Source organism: Streptomyces sp. NBC_00659, from assembly GCF_036226925.1.
Taxonomy (GTDB): domain Bacteria; phylum Actinomycetota; class Actinomycetes; order Streptomycetales; family Streptomycetaceae; genus Streptomyces.
This window is the reverse complement of the sequence record NZ_CP109031.1, coordinates 7894661-7907965: the sequence shown is the minus strand read 5'-3', so window position 1 is coordinate 7907965 and position 13305 is coordinate 7894661. Positions and strand designations below refer to the sequence as shown.

The 13305-nt window shown below is 68.3% G+C and carries 19 protein-coding genes and 5 pseudogenes; 5 read left to right on the top strand and 19 right to left on the bottom strand.

Going from position 1 to position 13305, the window contains the following annotated elements:
• Nucleotides 1-100 precede the first annotated feature (100 nt).
• Both OG410_RS34640 and OG410_RS34635 read right to left on the bottom strand, forming a co-directional pair.
• The gene (locus OG410_RS34640; protein WP_329302688.1) at nt 101-619 is read right to left on the bottom strand and encodes a hypothetical protein; all 519 of its coding nucleotides are present in this window, start codon (nt 617-619) and stop codon (nt 101-103) included.
• Between the two features lie 120 nt (nt 620-739).
• Nucleotides 740-1237, bottom strand: a complete 498-nt coding sequence (locus OG410_RS34635) for an SRPBCC family protein (protein ID WP_329302687.1) — start codon at nt 1235-1237, stop codon at nt 740-742.
• Nucleotides 1238-1571: 334 nt separating this feature from the next.
• Between OG410_RS34635 and OG410_RS34630 the strand changes: the two genes are divergently transcribed.
• Nucleotides 1572-1853 carry a DUF2231 domain-containing protein gene (locus OG410_RS34630; RefSeq protein ID WP_329302686.1) on the top strand — a complete coding sequence of 94 codons (282 nt, stop codon included), beginning with the start codon at nt 1572-1574 and terminating at the stop codon, nt 1851-1853.
• A gap of 208 nt (nt 1854-2061) precedes the next feature.
• Nucleotides 2062-2217, top strand: coding sequence for a DUF6131 family protein (locus OG410_RS34625; protein ID WP_326784445.1), 156 nt, complete (start codon nt 2062-2064; stop codon nt 2215-2217).
• 138 nt (nt 2218-2355) lie between these two features.
• Here the strand turns inward: OG410_RS34625 and gvpK are convergent.
• From gvpK to OG410_RS34555, 14 genes and pseudogenes are all read right to left on the bottom strand, one after another.
• Nucleotides 2356-2475: pseudogene (gene gvpK / locus OG410_RS34620) on the bottom strand (gas vesicle protein GvpK); the annotation flags it as partial.
• Nucleotides 2476-2735: 260 nt separating this feature from the next.
• A complete protein-coding gene (locus tag OG410_RS34615; RefSeq protein WP_329302685.1) occupies nt 2736-3866 on the bottom strand; it encodes an SRPBCC family protein in 1131 nt (376 codons plus the stop codon).
• 6 nt (nt 3867-3872) lie between these two features.
• Nucleotides 3873-4751: a histone protein gene (locus OG410_RS34610; RefSeq protein WP_329302684.1), complete on the bottom strand. Its 879-nt coding sequence runs from the start codon at nt 4749-4751 to the stop codon at nt 3873-3875.
• A gap of 7 nt (nt 4752-4758) precedes the next feature.
• Nucleotides 4759-5013: a gas vesicle protein GvpG gene (locus tag OG410_RS34605; RefSeq protein ID WP_326783996.1), complete on the bottom strand. Its 255-nt coding sequence runs from the start codon at nt 5011-5013 to the stop codon at nt 4759-4761.
• A gap of 1 nt (nt 5014) precedes the next feature.
• A pseudogene (locus tag OG410_RS34600) lies at nt 5015-5332 on the bottom strand (GvpL/GvpF family gas vesicle protein); the annotation flags it as partial.
• A gap of 63 nt (nt 5333-5395) precedes the next feature.
• Nucleotides 5396-5866 (bottom strand): gas vesicle protein GvpJ, encoded by a 471-nt coding sequence (gene gvpJ, locus OG410_RS34595; RefSeq protein WP_329302683.1) that lies wholly within the window; start codon nt 5864-5866, stop codon nt 5396-5398.
• 40 nt (nt 5867-5906) lie between these two features.
• Nucleotides 5907-6227, bottom strand: a complete 321-nt coding sequence (locus tag OG410_RS34590) for a gas vesicle protein GvpO (RefSeq protein WP_329302682.1) — start codon at nt 6225-6227, stop codon at nt 5907-5909.
• Nucleotides 6228-6358: 131 nt separating this feature from the next.
• Nucleotides 6359-6490: pseudogene (locus OG410_RS34585) on the bottom strand (ribonuclease BN); the annotation flags it as partial.
• A gap of 55 nt (nt 6491-6545) precedes the next feature.
• Nucleotides 6546-7154, bottom strand: a complete 609-nt coding sequence (locus tag OG410_RS34580) for an alkaline shock response membrane anchor protein AmaP (RefSeq protein WP_329302681.1) — start codon at nt 7152-7154, stop codon at nt 6546-6548.
• A 29-nt stretch (nt 7155-7183) separates the two neighbouring features.
• Nucleotides 7184-7882: a DUF6286 domain-containing protein gene (locus OG410_RS34575; RefSeq protein ID WP_329302680.1), complete on the bottom strand. Its 699-nt coding sequence runs from the start codon at nt 7880-7882 to the stop codon at nt 7184-7186.
• A 49-nt stretch (nt 7883-7931) separates the two neighbouring features.
• Nucleotides 7932-8114 (bottom strand): hypothetical protein, encoded by a 183-nt coding sequence (locus OG410_RS34570; protein ID WP_329302679.1) that lies wholly within the window; start codon nt 8112-8114, stop codon nt 7932-7934.
• A 230-nt stretch (nt 8115-8344) separates the two neighbouring features.
• Nucleotides 8345-8515 (bottom strand): hypothetical protein, encoded by a 171-nt coding sequence (locus OG410_RS34565; protein WP_261709101.1) that lies wholly within the window; start codon nt 8513-8515, stop codon nt 8345-8347.
• Nucleotides 8516-8597: 82 nt separating this feature from the next.
• Nucleotides 8598-9083, bottom strand: coding sequence for an Asp23/Gls24 family envelope stress response protein (locus tag OG410_RS34560; protein WP_329302678.1), 486 nt, complete (start codon nt 9081-9083; stop codon nt 8598-8600).
• A gap of 173 nt (nt 9084-9256) precedes the next feature.
• Complete coding sequence (locus OG410_RS34555; protein ID WP_329302677.1) at nt 9257-9781, bottom strand: PRC-barrel domain-containing protein; 525 nt, start codon at nt 9779-9781, stop codon at nt 9257-9259.
• 163 nt (nt 9782-9944) lie between these two features.
• Here OG410_RS34555 and OG410_RS34550 point away from each other — a divergent pair.
• The 3 genes and pseudogenes from OG410_RS34550 to OG410_RS34540 form a co-directional block, all read left to right on the top strand.
• Nucleotides 9945-10145, top strand: a pseudogene (locus tag OG410_RS34550) (hypothetical protein); the annotation flags it as partial.
• A gap of 50 nt (nt 10146-10195) precedes the next feature.
• A complete protein-coding gene (locus tag OG410_RS34545; protein ID WP_329304498.1) occupies nt 10196-10318 on the top strand; it encodes a hypothetical protein in 123 nt (40 codons plus the stop codon).
• A gap of 138 nt (nt 10319-10456) precedes the next feature.
• Nucleotides 10457-11012, top strand: a pseudogene (locus OG410_RS34540) (DJ-1/PfpI family protein).
• Between the two features lie 126 nt (nt 11013-11138).
• Here the strand turns inward: OG410_RS34540 and OG410_RS34535 are convergent.
• From OG410_RS34535 to OG410_RS34525, 3 genes are all read right to left on the bottom strand, one after another.
• Entirely contained in the window at nt 11139-11810 is a 672-nt protein-coding gene (locus OG410_RS34535; RefSeq protein WP_329302676.1) for an HAD family hydrolase, read from the bottom strand.
• Nucleotides 11811-11829: 19 nt separating this feature from the next.
• Nucleotides 11830-12795 (bottom strand): LLM class F420-dependent oxidoreductase, encoded by a 966-nt coding sequence (locus OG410_RS34530; protein ID WP_329302675.1) that lies wholly within the window; start codon nt 12793-12795, stop codon nt 11830-11832.
• 126 nt (nt 12796-12921) lie between these two features.
• On the bottom strand, nt 12922-13266 hold the full coding sequence (locus OG410_RS34525; protein WP_329302674.1) for a hypothetical protein: 345 nt from the start codon (nt 13264-13266) through the stop codon (nt 12922-12924).
• Nucleotides 13267-13305 lie beyond the last annotated feature (39 nt).

Genomic DNA, 13305 nt, shown 5'->3' with positions numbered 1-13305 from the left:
CAGGCCTCCAGAAGGTAGGGCACGCCGGTCGGCACGCCCGTCCGGCGTGCCGACCCTGAGAGTGGGCGGTGCGGGCGGGACTCCTCCTGTCGGCGATAGGTCACACGGATCGCTTCGATGACGCGGGCTGCGCACCATCGGCCGGGGCACTGGTCTGTCCCATGGAGACGGTGAATCCGCTCACGCTTCCCGGGACGCCCCGGCGTAGCGCTCCTGTGCGGGCCTGGGAAACGAGGCTGCGGTAGTCCAGGTCCGCCAAGTCCGTGGCCCGCACGGGCAACGGGCTTCCGTCCAGCCTCTCGAGCAGAGCGGCATGGGCGTCACCGTTGGCAGCCTCATGCTGGGGAGTGATTCCTCGCGGCAGCCAGGAGATCAGCAGAATCCTGTTCCGACGTGCTCCGTCCGCCGTTGCGAAGGCCAGGTCGTGGACGACGAGTCTGGGCTCGTGCGCGGGCAGGGCCGACAGGAGCTCGTCGTGCGTCAGATTGCCTTGGCGTTCGACGACGCAGGTATCCAGGGCGTCACTCAGCCGGCAGATCACCGTGTTGACTTCCCGCTTCCCCTTGAGCTCCCAAAGTGCGCTGATACACCTGTCGTCCACGGCTATGCGCCTGCTCATGGCGCTCTCTCCCTCCGCCCCAGATACATAGGTCGATGACGGTTTTGTGGCAGGAGCGTGCCCTGAGCTGGCTGTCGCCGGGGCCGACCCCGCGCCGGAGGTGTTGTGGGCTTCGGCCTCTCAAGCCCGGCCACTGGTCGTCGGCTCTCCCGCCATGGCCCTGGATGTGCTGCCCGGTGCCGCCGCGGCGACGCGCTCCACGGTTCGGGCAAGGCGGGGCAGCATGCTCCGGTGCCGCAGCTGGATCAGGAGATCGAGGGGTGCTGCGTGCAGAACTCCTCCCGGTCCGCGCAGCGGGTGCTCATCCACGAGGACCAGGGCCTGTCCGCCCCAGGGGCGTACCTCAATGGCGATGCGCGCGGTACCCAGGCGCCCGCTGTCGACCTCGAGCTCCAGCCAGCGGGGCGGTTCCACCCGGCGGACCACCGTCCGCCCTTCGAGCGTCCATGGCCCCAGGTCCACGCGATACGCCAGCGCCGCGTCGACCTGCGGCCACCGAGTGTCCAGTGGCCAGGACGCGGAGGTCCCCACGACCCAGTCGGCGTAGAGCTCGGGATCCTCCAGAACCGCCCAGACGGCGTCAGGGGGCTGCTCGATCACTTGGTGTCGAATCGCCACGACAAACCCCTGAAATAGTGACGGATAGGTCGATATCGACGAGTACCCTTCCGTCCCGGCATCATGCGCAGCAGTCCCTGGGGATCGCGGACGCACCTGGGCACGGCCCCCGTCTTCGACACCGCCACGCAAATCAAGAATCCCTCCCCCTGGACACGGCGTCGACATGGTGGCTGACAACCCTGGACCGCATGGAACGGTCGACAGTCGCGGATACGGCAATCCGAGTTCTCCAACGCGGAATCCGCTCACTCCCACTGGGTGAGGCGCGCGAACTGCGCGGCCGTCCGCTGGGCCACCCTGTCCGTCCCCTTCTGATACAGGTACCCATCGGTTGCTGACTGTCGGTTTGGCCGGGGTCGCCCCGGCAGCGGTCGCGGGCTGGGCCGACTGGGCGGACCTGCCGCCCGATCAGGCCCGGGCCGGACTGGCTCATGCGATCTCGAACGTGGCCGCGGTGGCGTTCTACGCCGCATCCCCGACCGCGCGGCTCCGCCGTCACTCGACGAAGGGCAGGCTGTGGTCGTTGGGCGGCTTGACTGCCGTCGCTGTGAGCGGTGCGCTGGGCGGCCACGTGGCTTATGGGCAGGCCGTAGGGGCGAATCCCGCTGCATAGGCAGACCGTGTCAGCCGACGCCTCGTCTCCGATCCCGCCCATCCTTGACCAACTCCGCGATCAGCCGGACGTACACGGCCATGACGACCACCGGCGACGACTTGTTCCCTCGGGAGCGCCCGAAGCCTCGTTTGCCGCACGGGCAGACGGGGACCCGTGCCAAAGGATGGGGACGCCCGCAGACGACGTCCCGTCATCGGAGGAAACCATGATCATCCTCGGAGTCATTCTGCTCGTTGTCGGCCTCGTCGCGGGCATTGGAATCCTTTGGACCATCGGGGTCATTCTGGTCGCGATCGGAATTGTGCTGTGGGTTCTGGGAGCGATGGGACGCGAGGTCGGCGGACGACGGCACTACTGGTAGTGACCGCTCTAGTCCGGGCCTTCGCCTGACCATCAACGGCAATGATTCGTGGCCGATACCCCGACCGGACGGAACGCATCGCAGTCTTTCGGCGCCGCCCAGGGTTGCTGCGGATCCGGCAGTGCTGGATCAACATCTTCAGCTCCTGGGCAAAAGGGTTCCCAGCGGGCCGAGGTCCAGATGGAGATCTTCCGGACGCACTCCGTGCTGCTCGCAGAATTCCGCCATCCGCCGGCCGAGCAACATCAGCCGCCGTCCTCAGGGGCTCGTCCTGGATCCGCTCGCGGCGCTCCTGCGCGCCCCGCTTGCGATTCAGCTAGGTGAGGTCGGCTCCAGCCGCTGGGCGGGAGCGCTCAGCCGGCGTGACCTGCCGGATCGGCGTGTGCGCCGCGTCGTCCAGCGGGCAGGGCAGCGCGTAGACCTCCACACCCTATTCGGCATGGTGCGCAATGCGCTTGGTCGGCGAGGTTGGTGGCCTGAGGGCCGGAGACGGGGTACGAGCCCTGCCGGACGTCCAGTCACTCACGGCGTCGCCTCTGTCCTCGCTTCTTCTTGGGAGCTTCTTCCTCTTCCTCGGCCTCTGCCTCGTCTTCGTCTTCGGCCCCCTCTTCGCCCTCCGTTCCCTCCTCGTCCTCGTCCTCGTATGTGTCCTCGGCCTCGTCGTCGGCCCCGTCCTCGTCCTCGTACGCGTCCTCTTCGTCTTCGTCCGCGTACGCGTCCTCCGCCCCCTCTTCTCCCTCGCCGTCGCCTGCGGAGTCGGTGCCTTCCTCGGCATCGCCTTCGCTCTCACCCTCGGGCTCTTCGCCCTCCGACTGCTCCTGCTCGGCCTCTTCCTCTTCGACGGCGTCATCGTGGGACACGACGACTTCTCCGTCACGGATTTCGCCGCGCCAGCCCTCGGGTTCTTCATTGGTGAGGGTCACGTATCGCTGGAAGTTCTTGAAGTCCAGCCGCAGGCGGCGCCCTTGCACACGCCAGAGGTTGCCCGTCTTCTCGAAAAATCCGGACGGGTAGTACTCCACCACGAGGACGACTCGGGTCAGGGTGGGCGCCAGCTCGTGGAAGCTGACCGCGCCGCGAGTGCTCCCCTTGGCTCCCTCCGAGGTCCACACGATGCGGTCGTCAGGAATCTGTTCCTGGACGGTCGCCTTGAAGCTGCGCGACGAAGGGCCGACTTTGACCTTCCAGTCGCTCCCGCCCTCATCGTCCTTGGAGACGTCGCGAACACCCTTGGCGAAGCTGCTGAACTTGTCGTACTGCGTCCAGTAGTCGTAGGTGTCCCGGAGCGGCACTCCGACATCGAGAACCTCGATGATGTTCATGACCTTGCCGCCGCTGGCCTTCCGCTTACCTTTACCGCCTCCGAAGGCGCTCTTGGCCTTCTCCACGACGTTGTCCTTGACGCCCTTGGCCTTCTCCGACACGAAGGCCTTCAGCGGTGAGTCGCCCTGGAGGATGCGGGACCCGATGGCGGGAAGCGAGCCGCTCTCGGCCGAATCGCTGAGCTGCCCGGCGACGTCCGTCAGTTTGTCGCCGGCTTTCTCGGCAAGGTTCTCCACCTGCGCGGACACGAACTTGGACAGCTCCTCACGGAGCTTGTCCATGCCCGACGTACCCTCTGCCGACTCGTCCGTTTCCTTCTCGGCCATGGCTGCCTACCTCCCACGACCGGCGCGCTTGGACGCTGCTCGCTTCGATGACGTCGTCTTCGAGGCAGCGGACTTCTTGGCCGGAGCGGTCTTCTTGGCTGTGGTCTTCTTCGCTGCGGACTTCTTGGCCGGAGCTGTCTTCTTCGCCGCCGACTTCTTCGCCGTCCTGCTGGCTGCGGTCTTCTTGCTGGCCGCCGTCTTCTTCGCCGGCGCAGTCTTCTTGGCCGCCCGGGGCTTCTCTCCGCCGGAGGGAGCAGCCTTCTTGCGTGCCGCAGGTGCGGGTGCCTTGCGGGACCGGTCGGGTCGCGAACCGCGGCCCTCCCTCGGCTTCGCTTCCGGTTCCTCTTCCTCTTCTGGTTCTTCTTCCTCTTCTGGTTCTTCTTCCTCTTCTGGTCCCTCTTCGGGTTCCTCCTCGCCCTCGTCCTCGTATTCGGCTTCCGGCTGTTCCTCCTCCTCTTCCTCCTCGGTCTGATCCTCTTCGTACTCGCCCTCTGGCTCTTCCTCCTCCTCGTACTCCGCGTCCTCGTCCTGCGGCGGGTACTCCTCCTCGTACTCCTCCTCTTCGTCCGGCTTCTCCAGGAGCCGGGCCGTACGCTCGCTGAGGCTGCCGGCAAGGGTGCTCATGCCTCGCTCAGCGGCGGCGGTCATCGCCTTGCGGCCCGCCTCCAGCACTTCCCCTCGCAACTGCTCCTGCAACTCGGCGATCTGCGGGATCTCCCCCAGTCGCCGCATCCCTTCGGCGGCAAGCTGGCGAGGCTCAAGGCCGAAGCGCCGGCCCGCCAGATAGGTCGCAATGGACAGAGCGAGTCGGCCCTTCTTGGTACGGCCCAGCGCATAGCCGCCCACTACCGCAGCCGCGAGAGCCACCTTTTCCTTGTCATCCATGATCTCGTCACCTTCGATCGCTCGGCGTGGAACAGGTCTGCGCGGCGTGCAGCCGGTCGAGCAGCCGTTCCTCTTCTCGTTCGAACTCCTCCAGGCCGATGTCTCCGTCCTCAAGCTCCCGGTTCAGCAGGGCCAGTTGGGCACGGAGCACCCCTGGGTCGTGCAACTCCCGTTCGGCGGCGTCGTTGAGCTTCTCCGCCACCCAGACGACGCCGCGGACCGGCGCGATGGGGAGGGTGAGCAGTCCGGTGATCAGTCCCATCTCAGACTCCAGCGGTTCGGACGGGAGTGCCTTCGGCGGAGACGAAGCTGTAGCAGGGCAGCGGACCCGTGAGCCGCAGCTCCACCCGGTCGCGATGTGTGTGGGCGAAGCGCTCTGCCACGCTTCGGAAGGCGTCACTGTCGCCGCGATCGACGAGGAACGACGCGTTGAGCACGCATCCCTGGACTTCGGGACCCGAGACCACCGCACGGGCCCTGGGCGTCAGTTCACGCAGAATGCGCCGCCCGGCTTCGGCGGCCCTGCCCTCCAGAGCGGCCGAGACGGCCTCCCCCAGTCGCAGGCTCGCTTCGTATCCGGGCACCGGCAGCGGCCCTCCCGCCGTGATGATCGCGTAGACGTACACACCATCGCCGGTCACGGCTCACGCCTCCACGGGTCGTCGTCGACTGCTGCCGCTCCGGGCCGGAGCACGCCGCTTCCTCGGTCGTTCCTGCCGCTCTTCCTCGTCCTCGTCGTGCTCGTCGGAGTCGTCGTCACGGCCGCCCCCGACCGCCTTGCGAACGGTGTCCCCCACGGTTTCCGCGGCCTTGCGAACCTTGCGTTTGCCGATGGACTTGGCGGCACCGCCGCCGATCAGCTCAGGAACGGTGGTGCTGCCGGAGTCACGCTCCAGGTCCAGCCGGTTGCACGCCTCCGCGAAGCGCAGGTACGTGTCGACACTCGCCACCACGATGCGCGCATCTATCTTGAGGATCTCGATGCCGACCAGGGACACCCGGACGAACACGTCGATCACCATGCCCCGGTCCAGGATGAGTTCGAGCACGTCGTACAACGTGCCGGCGCGCGGCGGGCACGCCACTACCTCATCGGAGTAGGTGGTCGCGGGCATGGGGGATCCTTCCGGTCGTCGGGCAAACCTGAGTCACTGGTCACTCATCGGCGGACCCCCGCCGATAGCGGCGGACCCTGCGGTACCCCATGAGTTCGCCGTCCTGGTCGATCCGCACCTCGTACGAAGCGAGAAGGCTCGTCGTGTCCGGAATCCGCGGCAGCTCAAGGACGTCCACGACGACACACCAGCCGTCGTCCTCACGCCCCACCGCTGATACACCCTCCGTGGGATGACCGATCAGACCCTCAAGGGCCCGGCAGGCAGCACGCGCGGCATGTTCCGCTCCACGCACGGGGGGTGTGCGTCGAGCGGTGGTCGTCGAGGACTTTCCGGGGCGCGGCCGACGCTCTTCTGCCATGAGTTCAAGTCTGGGCCGTATCCGGTTCGACGCATCTTGAGCGGCCAATCTGGTGTTCGTTCCCGGCATCATGGTTGTCTGCGCTGGCGTCGGCTCGGCGGGCCAGGACCGCACTGGGCGAGGCTCACACTCACAGAGGTGCCGACGCATACCGGCGGGATCTTCCACGCCGGGCGGCCCTCGATCCCGTCGCAAACGGCATTCGCGGCACGGATGAACGCCGTCACATACCCGGACGCCGACCAGACCGCCAACGCGATGCCACGGTGCCCGGCCCCGAGCGGAAGGGAGCGGACACGGGTGTGGTCGGTTGCCTTCTTACTGGGCGCGGTGCGGTTTGTGGTGGGCGACCTGTAGGCGTACCTCGGTGGGTAGCGGAGGGGAGCCGGTGGACCGGCTGGCGGTGCGGAGCGGGCCTGCGAAGAGTGCATCGAGGACGACGCCAGGTTCCCCCTGAGGTGTGAGAGCGAGCATGACGCGAGCGCGGGGCTGGGCAGGGCCGCCAGTGATGCGTACGGCCGCCTCCTCAACCCCCGGCAAGGCGCCCGCTTCAGCGGTGATCGCGTCGCTCAGCGCCCGGTCGCGCAGTTCGACGCCTTCCTGCGGGGGTGTACCGCCGACGGGCAGCGTCCCTGGGCGGCCTCGGCGTAGTTGGGCGAGCAGCCACCACAGGGCGACGAGGGCGACGAGGGCGAGGACGGCGATGACCGCAGGCCACCACCACCATCCCTGGCTGCTCCAGCGGGCCCGGTCGGCGGCACCGAGCAGGACGTCGTTCGGGGTGGTCAGGGGCCAGCCGACTGGCGGGACCAGATCGTGTCGCCGGTAGATGTCGAGCCCGGCGAAGAGGATCAGCAGACCGCCGCAGAGCAGTATCAGTCCTGCGAGGGCCAGCAGACTGCGGTTGAGTGCGGGGCGCGGCGTCATGGTGTGGGCTCCGGTGCTGGGTTTCTCTGTCAGTCGGTGTGTCGCCGCACCCGTATGCCGATGCGGGGAGGGCTGGCGAGGGCGAGCCGGTCGCGCTCCTCGTCGAGGACGGCGGTGAGATCGTCTTTCACCTGCTGGAGGTCACGGAAGCGGACGTCCGCGCGGGCTTTGACGTGGTGGCGGCGCACCCGGATGTGAGCCTTGCCGACTCCGGGTACCTGCATGGCGGCGTCGCGCAGCAGGTCGGCAGCGCCGTCGCGGTCCAGAGAGGCTCGCAGTCCGGGCGCGGGAGAGCGCATCGGCAGCCAGTGACGCAGGCCGGGGGTGAGCGCCAGGACGATCAACCAGAGACCGACGGCGGCGGCCACGGCGGCTCCCGTGAGCATCCACACGTCGTCCACGGGGCGGGTGGCCAGTTCGTCGGCCAGGCGCCGTCGCCAGGCTGCCGCAGGGCGTCCCGCCCGTACAGCGACCACATCCACCAGCACCGCGCCCGCCGCCACGAGAACGAACGAGGCGACCACCGCGGCTGGAAGGCGGCGCGCGGACCACGGGCGGTGCATCCGGTGCCTGCCGCCGTCCTCACCGGCCGTCAGATTCGGTGGGGGTGCGTCGTGTTCGGGCAGACTGGGCTCCGCCGGCTCCCGCGGTTCCTCGGACGTCTTCGTCAGCGGCACTGTGGCACGGTGCGCGGCGTTGCGGGCGGGAGGGCTCGGGTCGGGTGTCATTCCGGCCTCCTTCATGCGTGGCGGGCCCGGCGCCCCGGGCCATGGCGGCTCACCGGACCCGTCCCCGGTTCACGCCGACGGCGGTCACCAGCCGCCGGACCGTGAGGATGACCTCTCCCACCTCCAGGCCGGTCAGCTGAGCCACCCGCTCGGCGACGTCGACCTGGATCCGTTCGCAGACATGGGGGAGGTCGGTGGGGTAGGGCAGGTCCATGGACAGGTGCAGGCGCACCGATCCGGCACGGATGGCGGCGGATACGCTGGGTGGCGCCGGTCGGCTCCGGTCGGGCGGTATGGCGGCACGCCGGGACTGGGCCGTGCGTGCGGCCTGGGCGGCGACACGGGCGACCACCCTGTCCGGGATGACGGTGGCGCCCCGCACTGCCGGGGGCGGCAGGCCGGCGACCTGTGCCGGGGGACCAGACGCATCGCCGAGGGATAGGGATCCGACTCGGGTAGTAGTCACCGCTGCCTCCGCGTACGGAGGTCGAGGTCACCCTGCAAGGCGAGGCCGCCGATCAGCCCCGCTGTACCCAGGACCAGAACCAGTAGGAATGCCCAGAAGCCGCCGAAGTAGCCGGCGAAGCCCAGGGCCATGCCGGCCGCGAGGCCCGTCGTTGCTGCGTTCATCATGCACTCACCCGTCTCGCGAGCGCGATCGTCCGTATGATCACCCGCCCATGCACTAGGCATGGCCGTGGGTCACGGCCGTCGATCACCTCACGCGGCCCTCGTCCGATTCGGTCTCTTCCTCGTCGTCCGGGAGGTGGACGTCGTCGACGGCGATGTTCACCTCGACGACCTCCAGTCCCGTCATCCGTTCCACGGCGCTGATTACGTTGGTGCGCACCTCGCCGGCGACGTCGACGATGGAGGCGCCGTACTCGACGACGACGTCCAGGTCGACGGCGGCCTGGCGTTCGCCGACCTCGACCTTCACCCCGCGCGTGGCTCCGCCTCCGCTCCCGCCGGGGACGCGTTCGCGCACGGCGCCGAAGGCGCGGGCCATCCCCGCTCCCAGGCCGTGGATGCCCAGTACCTCACGGGCGGCCGTGCCCGCGATCTTGGCCACCACGCTGTCCGCGATGGTGGTCTTCCCTCGAGTCCCGGCCGGAGCTCCGGGCCCGGTGCGGCCCTTGAGCGGGCTGACGCCTGTGTCAGGCCGGCTGCCTCCGCCGACGCTGGTGATGTTGTCTGTCATGGTGGTCGCCTCGATCAGTGTGGGACACCTGAGTGGCGCCCATCGAAATCTTGTGGTGTCGTGCACCCGGCGGTGTCCCTATCGCCGCTCTTCGGGCGCCACGTACAAACGCAGCCGTGCCCGCCCCGCTTCGGGGCTTTCCCTGCCGACGCGCCCCTGTTCCTGGGACCGCGTCATCGCGGCGCCGACTTCGGAACTGTCGGAGCGTGCAGACTCGGTGTCGGAATTCTCTTTGCCGCCGCGGGCGATGCCCGAAGCGGTGGTGTTGTCGTAGGGCGAAAGGCACTTTCGGTGGCATCGATGACGGTCCGGGAGTCGGTGCTGGCTCCTCCGCCCTGGTCAGGCTGGTTGACGACCTGCTGCCAGCCTCGATCTTCGTCCCACGCGATGCCGTAGTGCTCGTAGAGGCGGTGTTCCTCGTCCACCGAGAGGAAGCCCCCGGCATCGACGTCGACTTTGGGGGCGTCTTTGACGGTGGCCTTGGCGTAGGGAACCTCGAGGTGGTCATCCACCAAGGTGGCCTCGTGCGTGGGAACCAAAGACTCACTGGTACCGAAGAGCCCGATCATGACGCTGACCCACTCGGGCTCGCCGGTCACATCGTCGAGGAAGACATGCTTGATGTCGCCGATCTGGTCTCTGTCGACGTCGTACACCGGGTGGTCCGACACAGTGGCAATCCGCCCTTGGGTGATCATCTTGGCCTCCTGCCCCCTGGCCCTCTTTCGCGTAACCCGCAGAAAGACATGAAAACCTGCCTATATGGACTAATTGCTCTTATCGGACACGTTTGTGCGGGTCCACTACAGCCCCCCGGGACGACGCCGCAGCAGGCCTGTCGAAGCGAGGTACTGATGCCTGATGTCGGTGCCGGGCAGGGCACGCCGCCCGGGACGCTGGTCCGCCATGACGGACAAACCTGAGGTCGGCCACCGTCAGGCGGCCGCCCCCGACACCAAGGACCACGTCCTGGAGAGCGTCGAGGAACATCACGTAGTGCTGTGGATGCTCTCCGAGCTGAAGGGTCTCGATGCGACGGACGAACGGTTCGACGCCAAGATGACTGTCCTCATGGAGAACGTCCGCCACCACGTCGAGGAAGAGGAGCAGGAATGGTTCCCCGACGTACGCAAGACCATGGGCCGCACCGGCTCACCGAACTGGGCGAACAGATGGAATCGGCCAAGAAGGAGGCTCCGAGCGAGCCCCTCGCCGTTCCCGGCGCCGAACGGTAGGCCGTACCGGCACCTCAAGGAGCCTGGGGGTTCGATCCGGGACTCGGCGGAAGGGGCCGCAGCCGCTTCGTGGATCGAAGGCCGCCGAGCCGGCGGTGCATCAACGCGACCATCCCCCACGACATCGGCACTGATGGGATCCCCCGCAAATGCGCATCATTCCTCGTGGCGCCGGACCGCGTGGAGCAGATCGCACTGATCGAGCCGCTGGCCACCGTGGCGCCCAGCGCCGGTACTCCCGTACTCGTGTCCACGAAGTCGGGAGAGGTGCAAGCCTTCCGACTTCTCGGCAAGGGAGGCACCTTCCCTGTTGACCAGGTAGTGCGGGACGCGTCCGTGGACGAGTTCGACGGTCCGGTACTGCCTGGTGGAGTCGCCATTCCCGACCAACTGCGCCTGGACGAGCGGGCGGTGGCCTTCGTGAAGGTGCTCTTCGACGCGGGGCAAGCCAGCGGCCGCTATTTGTCACGCCTCGTGGATTCTCGTCCAGGCCAGGTTGCGGATGTCGGTGCGCAACCTCACTCCGTGGCCGAGCCTGCGTACCGACATCCGCAACCGGGCCTGGAATTGGGTGGACGAACAGGTCAAGGTCTGCCACGGCGGCCCCAACACCCTTGTCACCAGCCGCAAGTCGGACGACCTGAAGGCGTTCTGCGAGGCCCTGGTGCACGAGTTCGGTCGCGCGACCATCTGAACGCGGGGCCGATGGGACGTACGTTCGCCCCTGTCCTGGGCCATATGGCCTGCCCGGGACGGGGGCTCTCGCCGTCACTGGCGAGGGAGCAGGTAACCCGAACCCGGCCATCCAGGGCAGCTTGCGTCATTCCCGGTCCGCGAAGACGCTGGTGTCCAGGCGGTCGAGGAGGTCGGCGGGATCTTGGTACACCGCGTGGGCGCCCGCCGACACCAGATCCGTCCGCGGGATGCCGCCGGACAGAACCGCCAGGGGTGTCACACCGTCCCGCACTGCGGCCTTCATGTCCCAGACCGTGTCGCCGACAAACACCGCTCCTTCGCTCGGTACTCCGGCGAGCTTTCTGGCCTGCTCGACAGGGTCGGGGGCGGGTTTGCCCTCGGCGACGTCGTCAGCGCTGGCCGCCCCGAGGATGACGTCGTCCGCGTCGATGGCACGGCGGAGCGCGGAGAGTTCCGCGCCGCTCGCCGAGGTCGCCAGGACGATCTCCCAGCCCCGGCCGGCGAGGGTGCGCAGCAGTTCGCCGGCCGCGTCCAGTGGCGGCAACCGGTCGAAGTACGTTGCGTAGAGCGCGTGGTGGGCCGCGACCAATTGTTCGTCGTCCCCGGGGTCGCGGTCCTTGCCGAGCAGGTGCTCGATCAGGTCGTCGCTGCCAAGGCCCACGGCCCGGTGGATGTCACGCATGGGGACGCGGTGGCCGGCCTGGCGGAAGGCCTCCCACCAGGTGACGACATGCAGGTGGTTGGTGTCGACGAGTGTTCCGTCGACATCGAAGATGGCGGCGCGCTTCGTGGTCATCGCGGGTGTCCTCGCCCTCTCACAGTTCGCGCAGGGCGGGAAGCAGCTTCCGCTCGGCCCATTCCAGGTACGGCTCCTGGTGGTCACCGCCGATCTGGATGAGCGCGACCTCGGTGAACCCCGCTTCGACGAAGGACCGTACCGCGTCGACGACGGAGTCCACGTCGTCTCCGCACGGAATGGACTCGGCCACGTCCTCGGGACGTACGAACTGGGTCGCGCCGACGAATCCTTCGGGGCCGGGCAGTTCGGCGTTGACCGGCCATCCGCCGCCGAACCAGCGGAACTGGTCATGGGCGCGGGCGATGGCCGCGTCCCGGTCCGTGTCGTAACAGATGGGCAGCTGGCCCACCTTGGGCTTGCCGGCGCCGCCGTGCCGGTCGAACGCGGAGATCAGGTCGGCCTTGGGTTCGGTGGCGATCAGCAAGTCGGCGAGGTGTCCGGCGACTTCGCACGAGCGCTCACCGGAGACGGCGACTCCGATCGGCGGGGGCGTGTCGGGCAGATCCCACAGTCGGGCGTTCTCGACGTCGAAGTGGGCACCGTGGTGGTTGACGCTCCCGCCCGCGAAGAGCGAGCGGATGATCTCCACGGCCTCTTCGAGCATGTCCAGCCGGACGTGTGCGGCGGGCCATCCGCCGCCCACCACATGCTCGTTGAGGTTCTCGCCGGAGCCGAGACCCAGGCGGAAGCGTCCCTGGGAAAGCAGTTGCAGGGTGGCGGCCTTCTGGGCGACGACCGCGGGGTGGTAGCGGGTGGTCGGGCACGTCACGTACGTCATCAGGGGAATGCGCTCGGTGGCCTGCGCGGCGGCGCCGAGGACACTCCAGGCGTACGGTGCGTGTCCCTGGGAGTCCAGCCAGGGGAAGTAGTGGTCGGACGTGACGGAGAAGTCGAAGCCGGCGCGCTCGGCTCCAGCCACATGGCCGACGAGTTCACGCGGACCGGCCTGTTCCGTCATCATCGTGTACCCGATCCGCACCATGTCGCCCTCCTCCTCGTGCCCGGCGCCGCTGGGGCGGCCAGGGGTCGTCTCCTGCCGGGTCGACGGACCGGAACCCACGTGGGGCCGGTACCGCGCGGGCGTCTGCCGCGCGACCGCCGCCTCTCCTTACGGCTGCGTCATCAGTCGCAGGTCGACCTCCTTCTCCTGGTCTCCCGACGCCGTCCCCTGCTCCTGGACCGCGAACGAGCCGCTCAGGGCCTCAAGGAGCCTGTCCAGGGCGACGTAGCCGCCCTGCAACGTGGCGCTGATCGATCCCTCCAGCGGGGTGGGGCCGGTCGGTATGCGTTCCTCGGTCGGGTCGAAGTCCGCGCTCCACACGGGAGGGCGGTCGCCCGCCTGCTCGTGAGGGATGTCGTCGGCGGGCCGGTCGGTCGGGAACGCCGTCCGCAGAACGCCGAACACGGTGGCGACGTCCTCCTTGGACCCTCCAGTGAGAGACACGGTGCCCATCGGATCGCTCTCCTTTCCGCTGGGGTACGACTGCGTACT

Excerpts from the sequence above, each read along its gene's own strand:
- OG410_RS34640 (WP_329302688.1), bottom strand. The coding sequence starts at position 619 with ATGAGCAGGCGCATAGCCGTGGACGACAGGTGTATCAGCGCACTTTGG.
- OG410_RS34625 (WP_326784445.1), top strand. The coding sequence starts at position 2,062 with ATGATCATCCTCGGAGTCATTCTGCTCGTTGTCGGCCTCGTCGCGGGC.
- OG410_RS34615 (WP_329302685.1), bottom strand. The coding sequence starts at position 3,866 with ATGGCCGAGAAGGAAACGGACGAGTCGGCAGAGGGTACGTCGGGCATG.
- OG410_RS34610 (WP_329302684.1), bottom strand. The coding sequence starts at position 4,751 with ATGGATGACAAGGAAAAGGTGGCTCTCGCGGCTGCGGTAGTGGGCGGC.
- OG410_RS34605 (WP_326783996.1), bottom strand. The coding sequence starts at position 5,013 with ATGGGACTGATCACCGGACTGCTCACCCTCCCCATCGCGCCGGTCCGC.
- gvpJ (WP_329302683.1), bottom strand. The coding sequence starts at position 5,866 with ATGCCCGCGACCACCTACTCCGATGAGGTAGTGGCGTGCCCGCCGCGC.
- OG410_RS34590 (WP_329302682.1), bottom strand. The coding sequence starts at position 6,227 with ATGGCAGAAGAGCGTCGGCCGCGCCCCGGAAAGTCCTCGACGACCACC.
- OG410_RS34580 (WP_329302681.1), bottom strand. The coding sequence starts at position 7,154 with ATGACGCCGCGCCCCGCACTCAACCGCAGTCTGCTGGCCCTCGCAGGA.
- OG410_RS34575 (WP_329302680.1), bottom strand. The coding sequence starts at position 7,882 with ATGACACCCGACCCGAGCCCTCCCGCCCGCAACGCCGCGCACCGTGCC.
- OG410_RS34565 (WP_261709101.1), bottom strand. The coding sequence starts at position 8,515 with ATGATGAACGCAGCAACGACGGGCCTCGCGGCCGGCATGGCCCTGGGC.
- OG410_RS34560 (WP_329302678.1), bottom strand. The coding sequence starts at position 9,083 with ATGACAGACAACATCACCAGCGTCGGCGGAGGCAGCCGGCCTGACACA.
- OG410_RS34555 (WP_329302677.1), bottom strand. The coding sequence starts at position 9,781 with ATGATCACCCAAGGGCGGATTGCCACTGTGTCGGACCACCCGGTGTAC.
- OG410_RS34545 (WP_329304498.1), top strand. The coding sequence starts at position 10,196 with ATGGTTCCCCGACGTACGCAAGACCATGGGCCGCACCGGCTCACCGAA.
- OG410_RS34535 (WP_329302676.1), bottom strand. The coding sequence starts at position 11,810 with ATGACCACGAAGCGCGCCGCCATCTTCGATGTCGACGGAACACTCGTC.
- OG410_RS34530 (WP_329302675.1), bottom strand. The coding sequence starts at position 12,795 with ATGGTGCGGATCGGGTACACGATGATGACGGAACAGGCCGGTCCGCGT.
- OG410_RS34525 (WP_329302674.1), bottom strand. The coding sequence starts at position 13,266 with ATGGGCACCGTGTCTCTCACTGGAGGGTCCAAGGAGGACGTCGCCACC.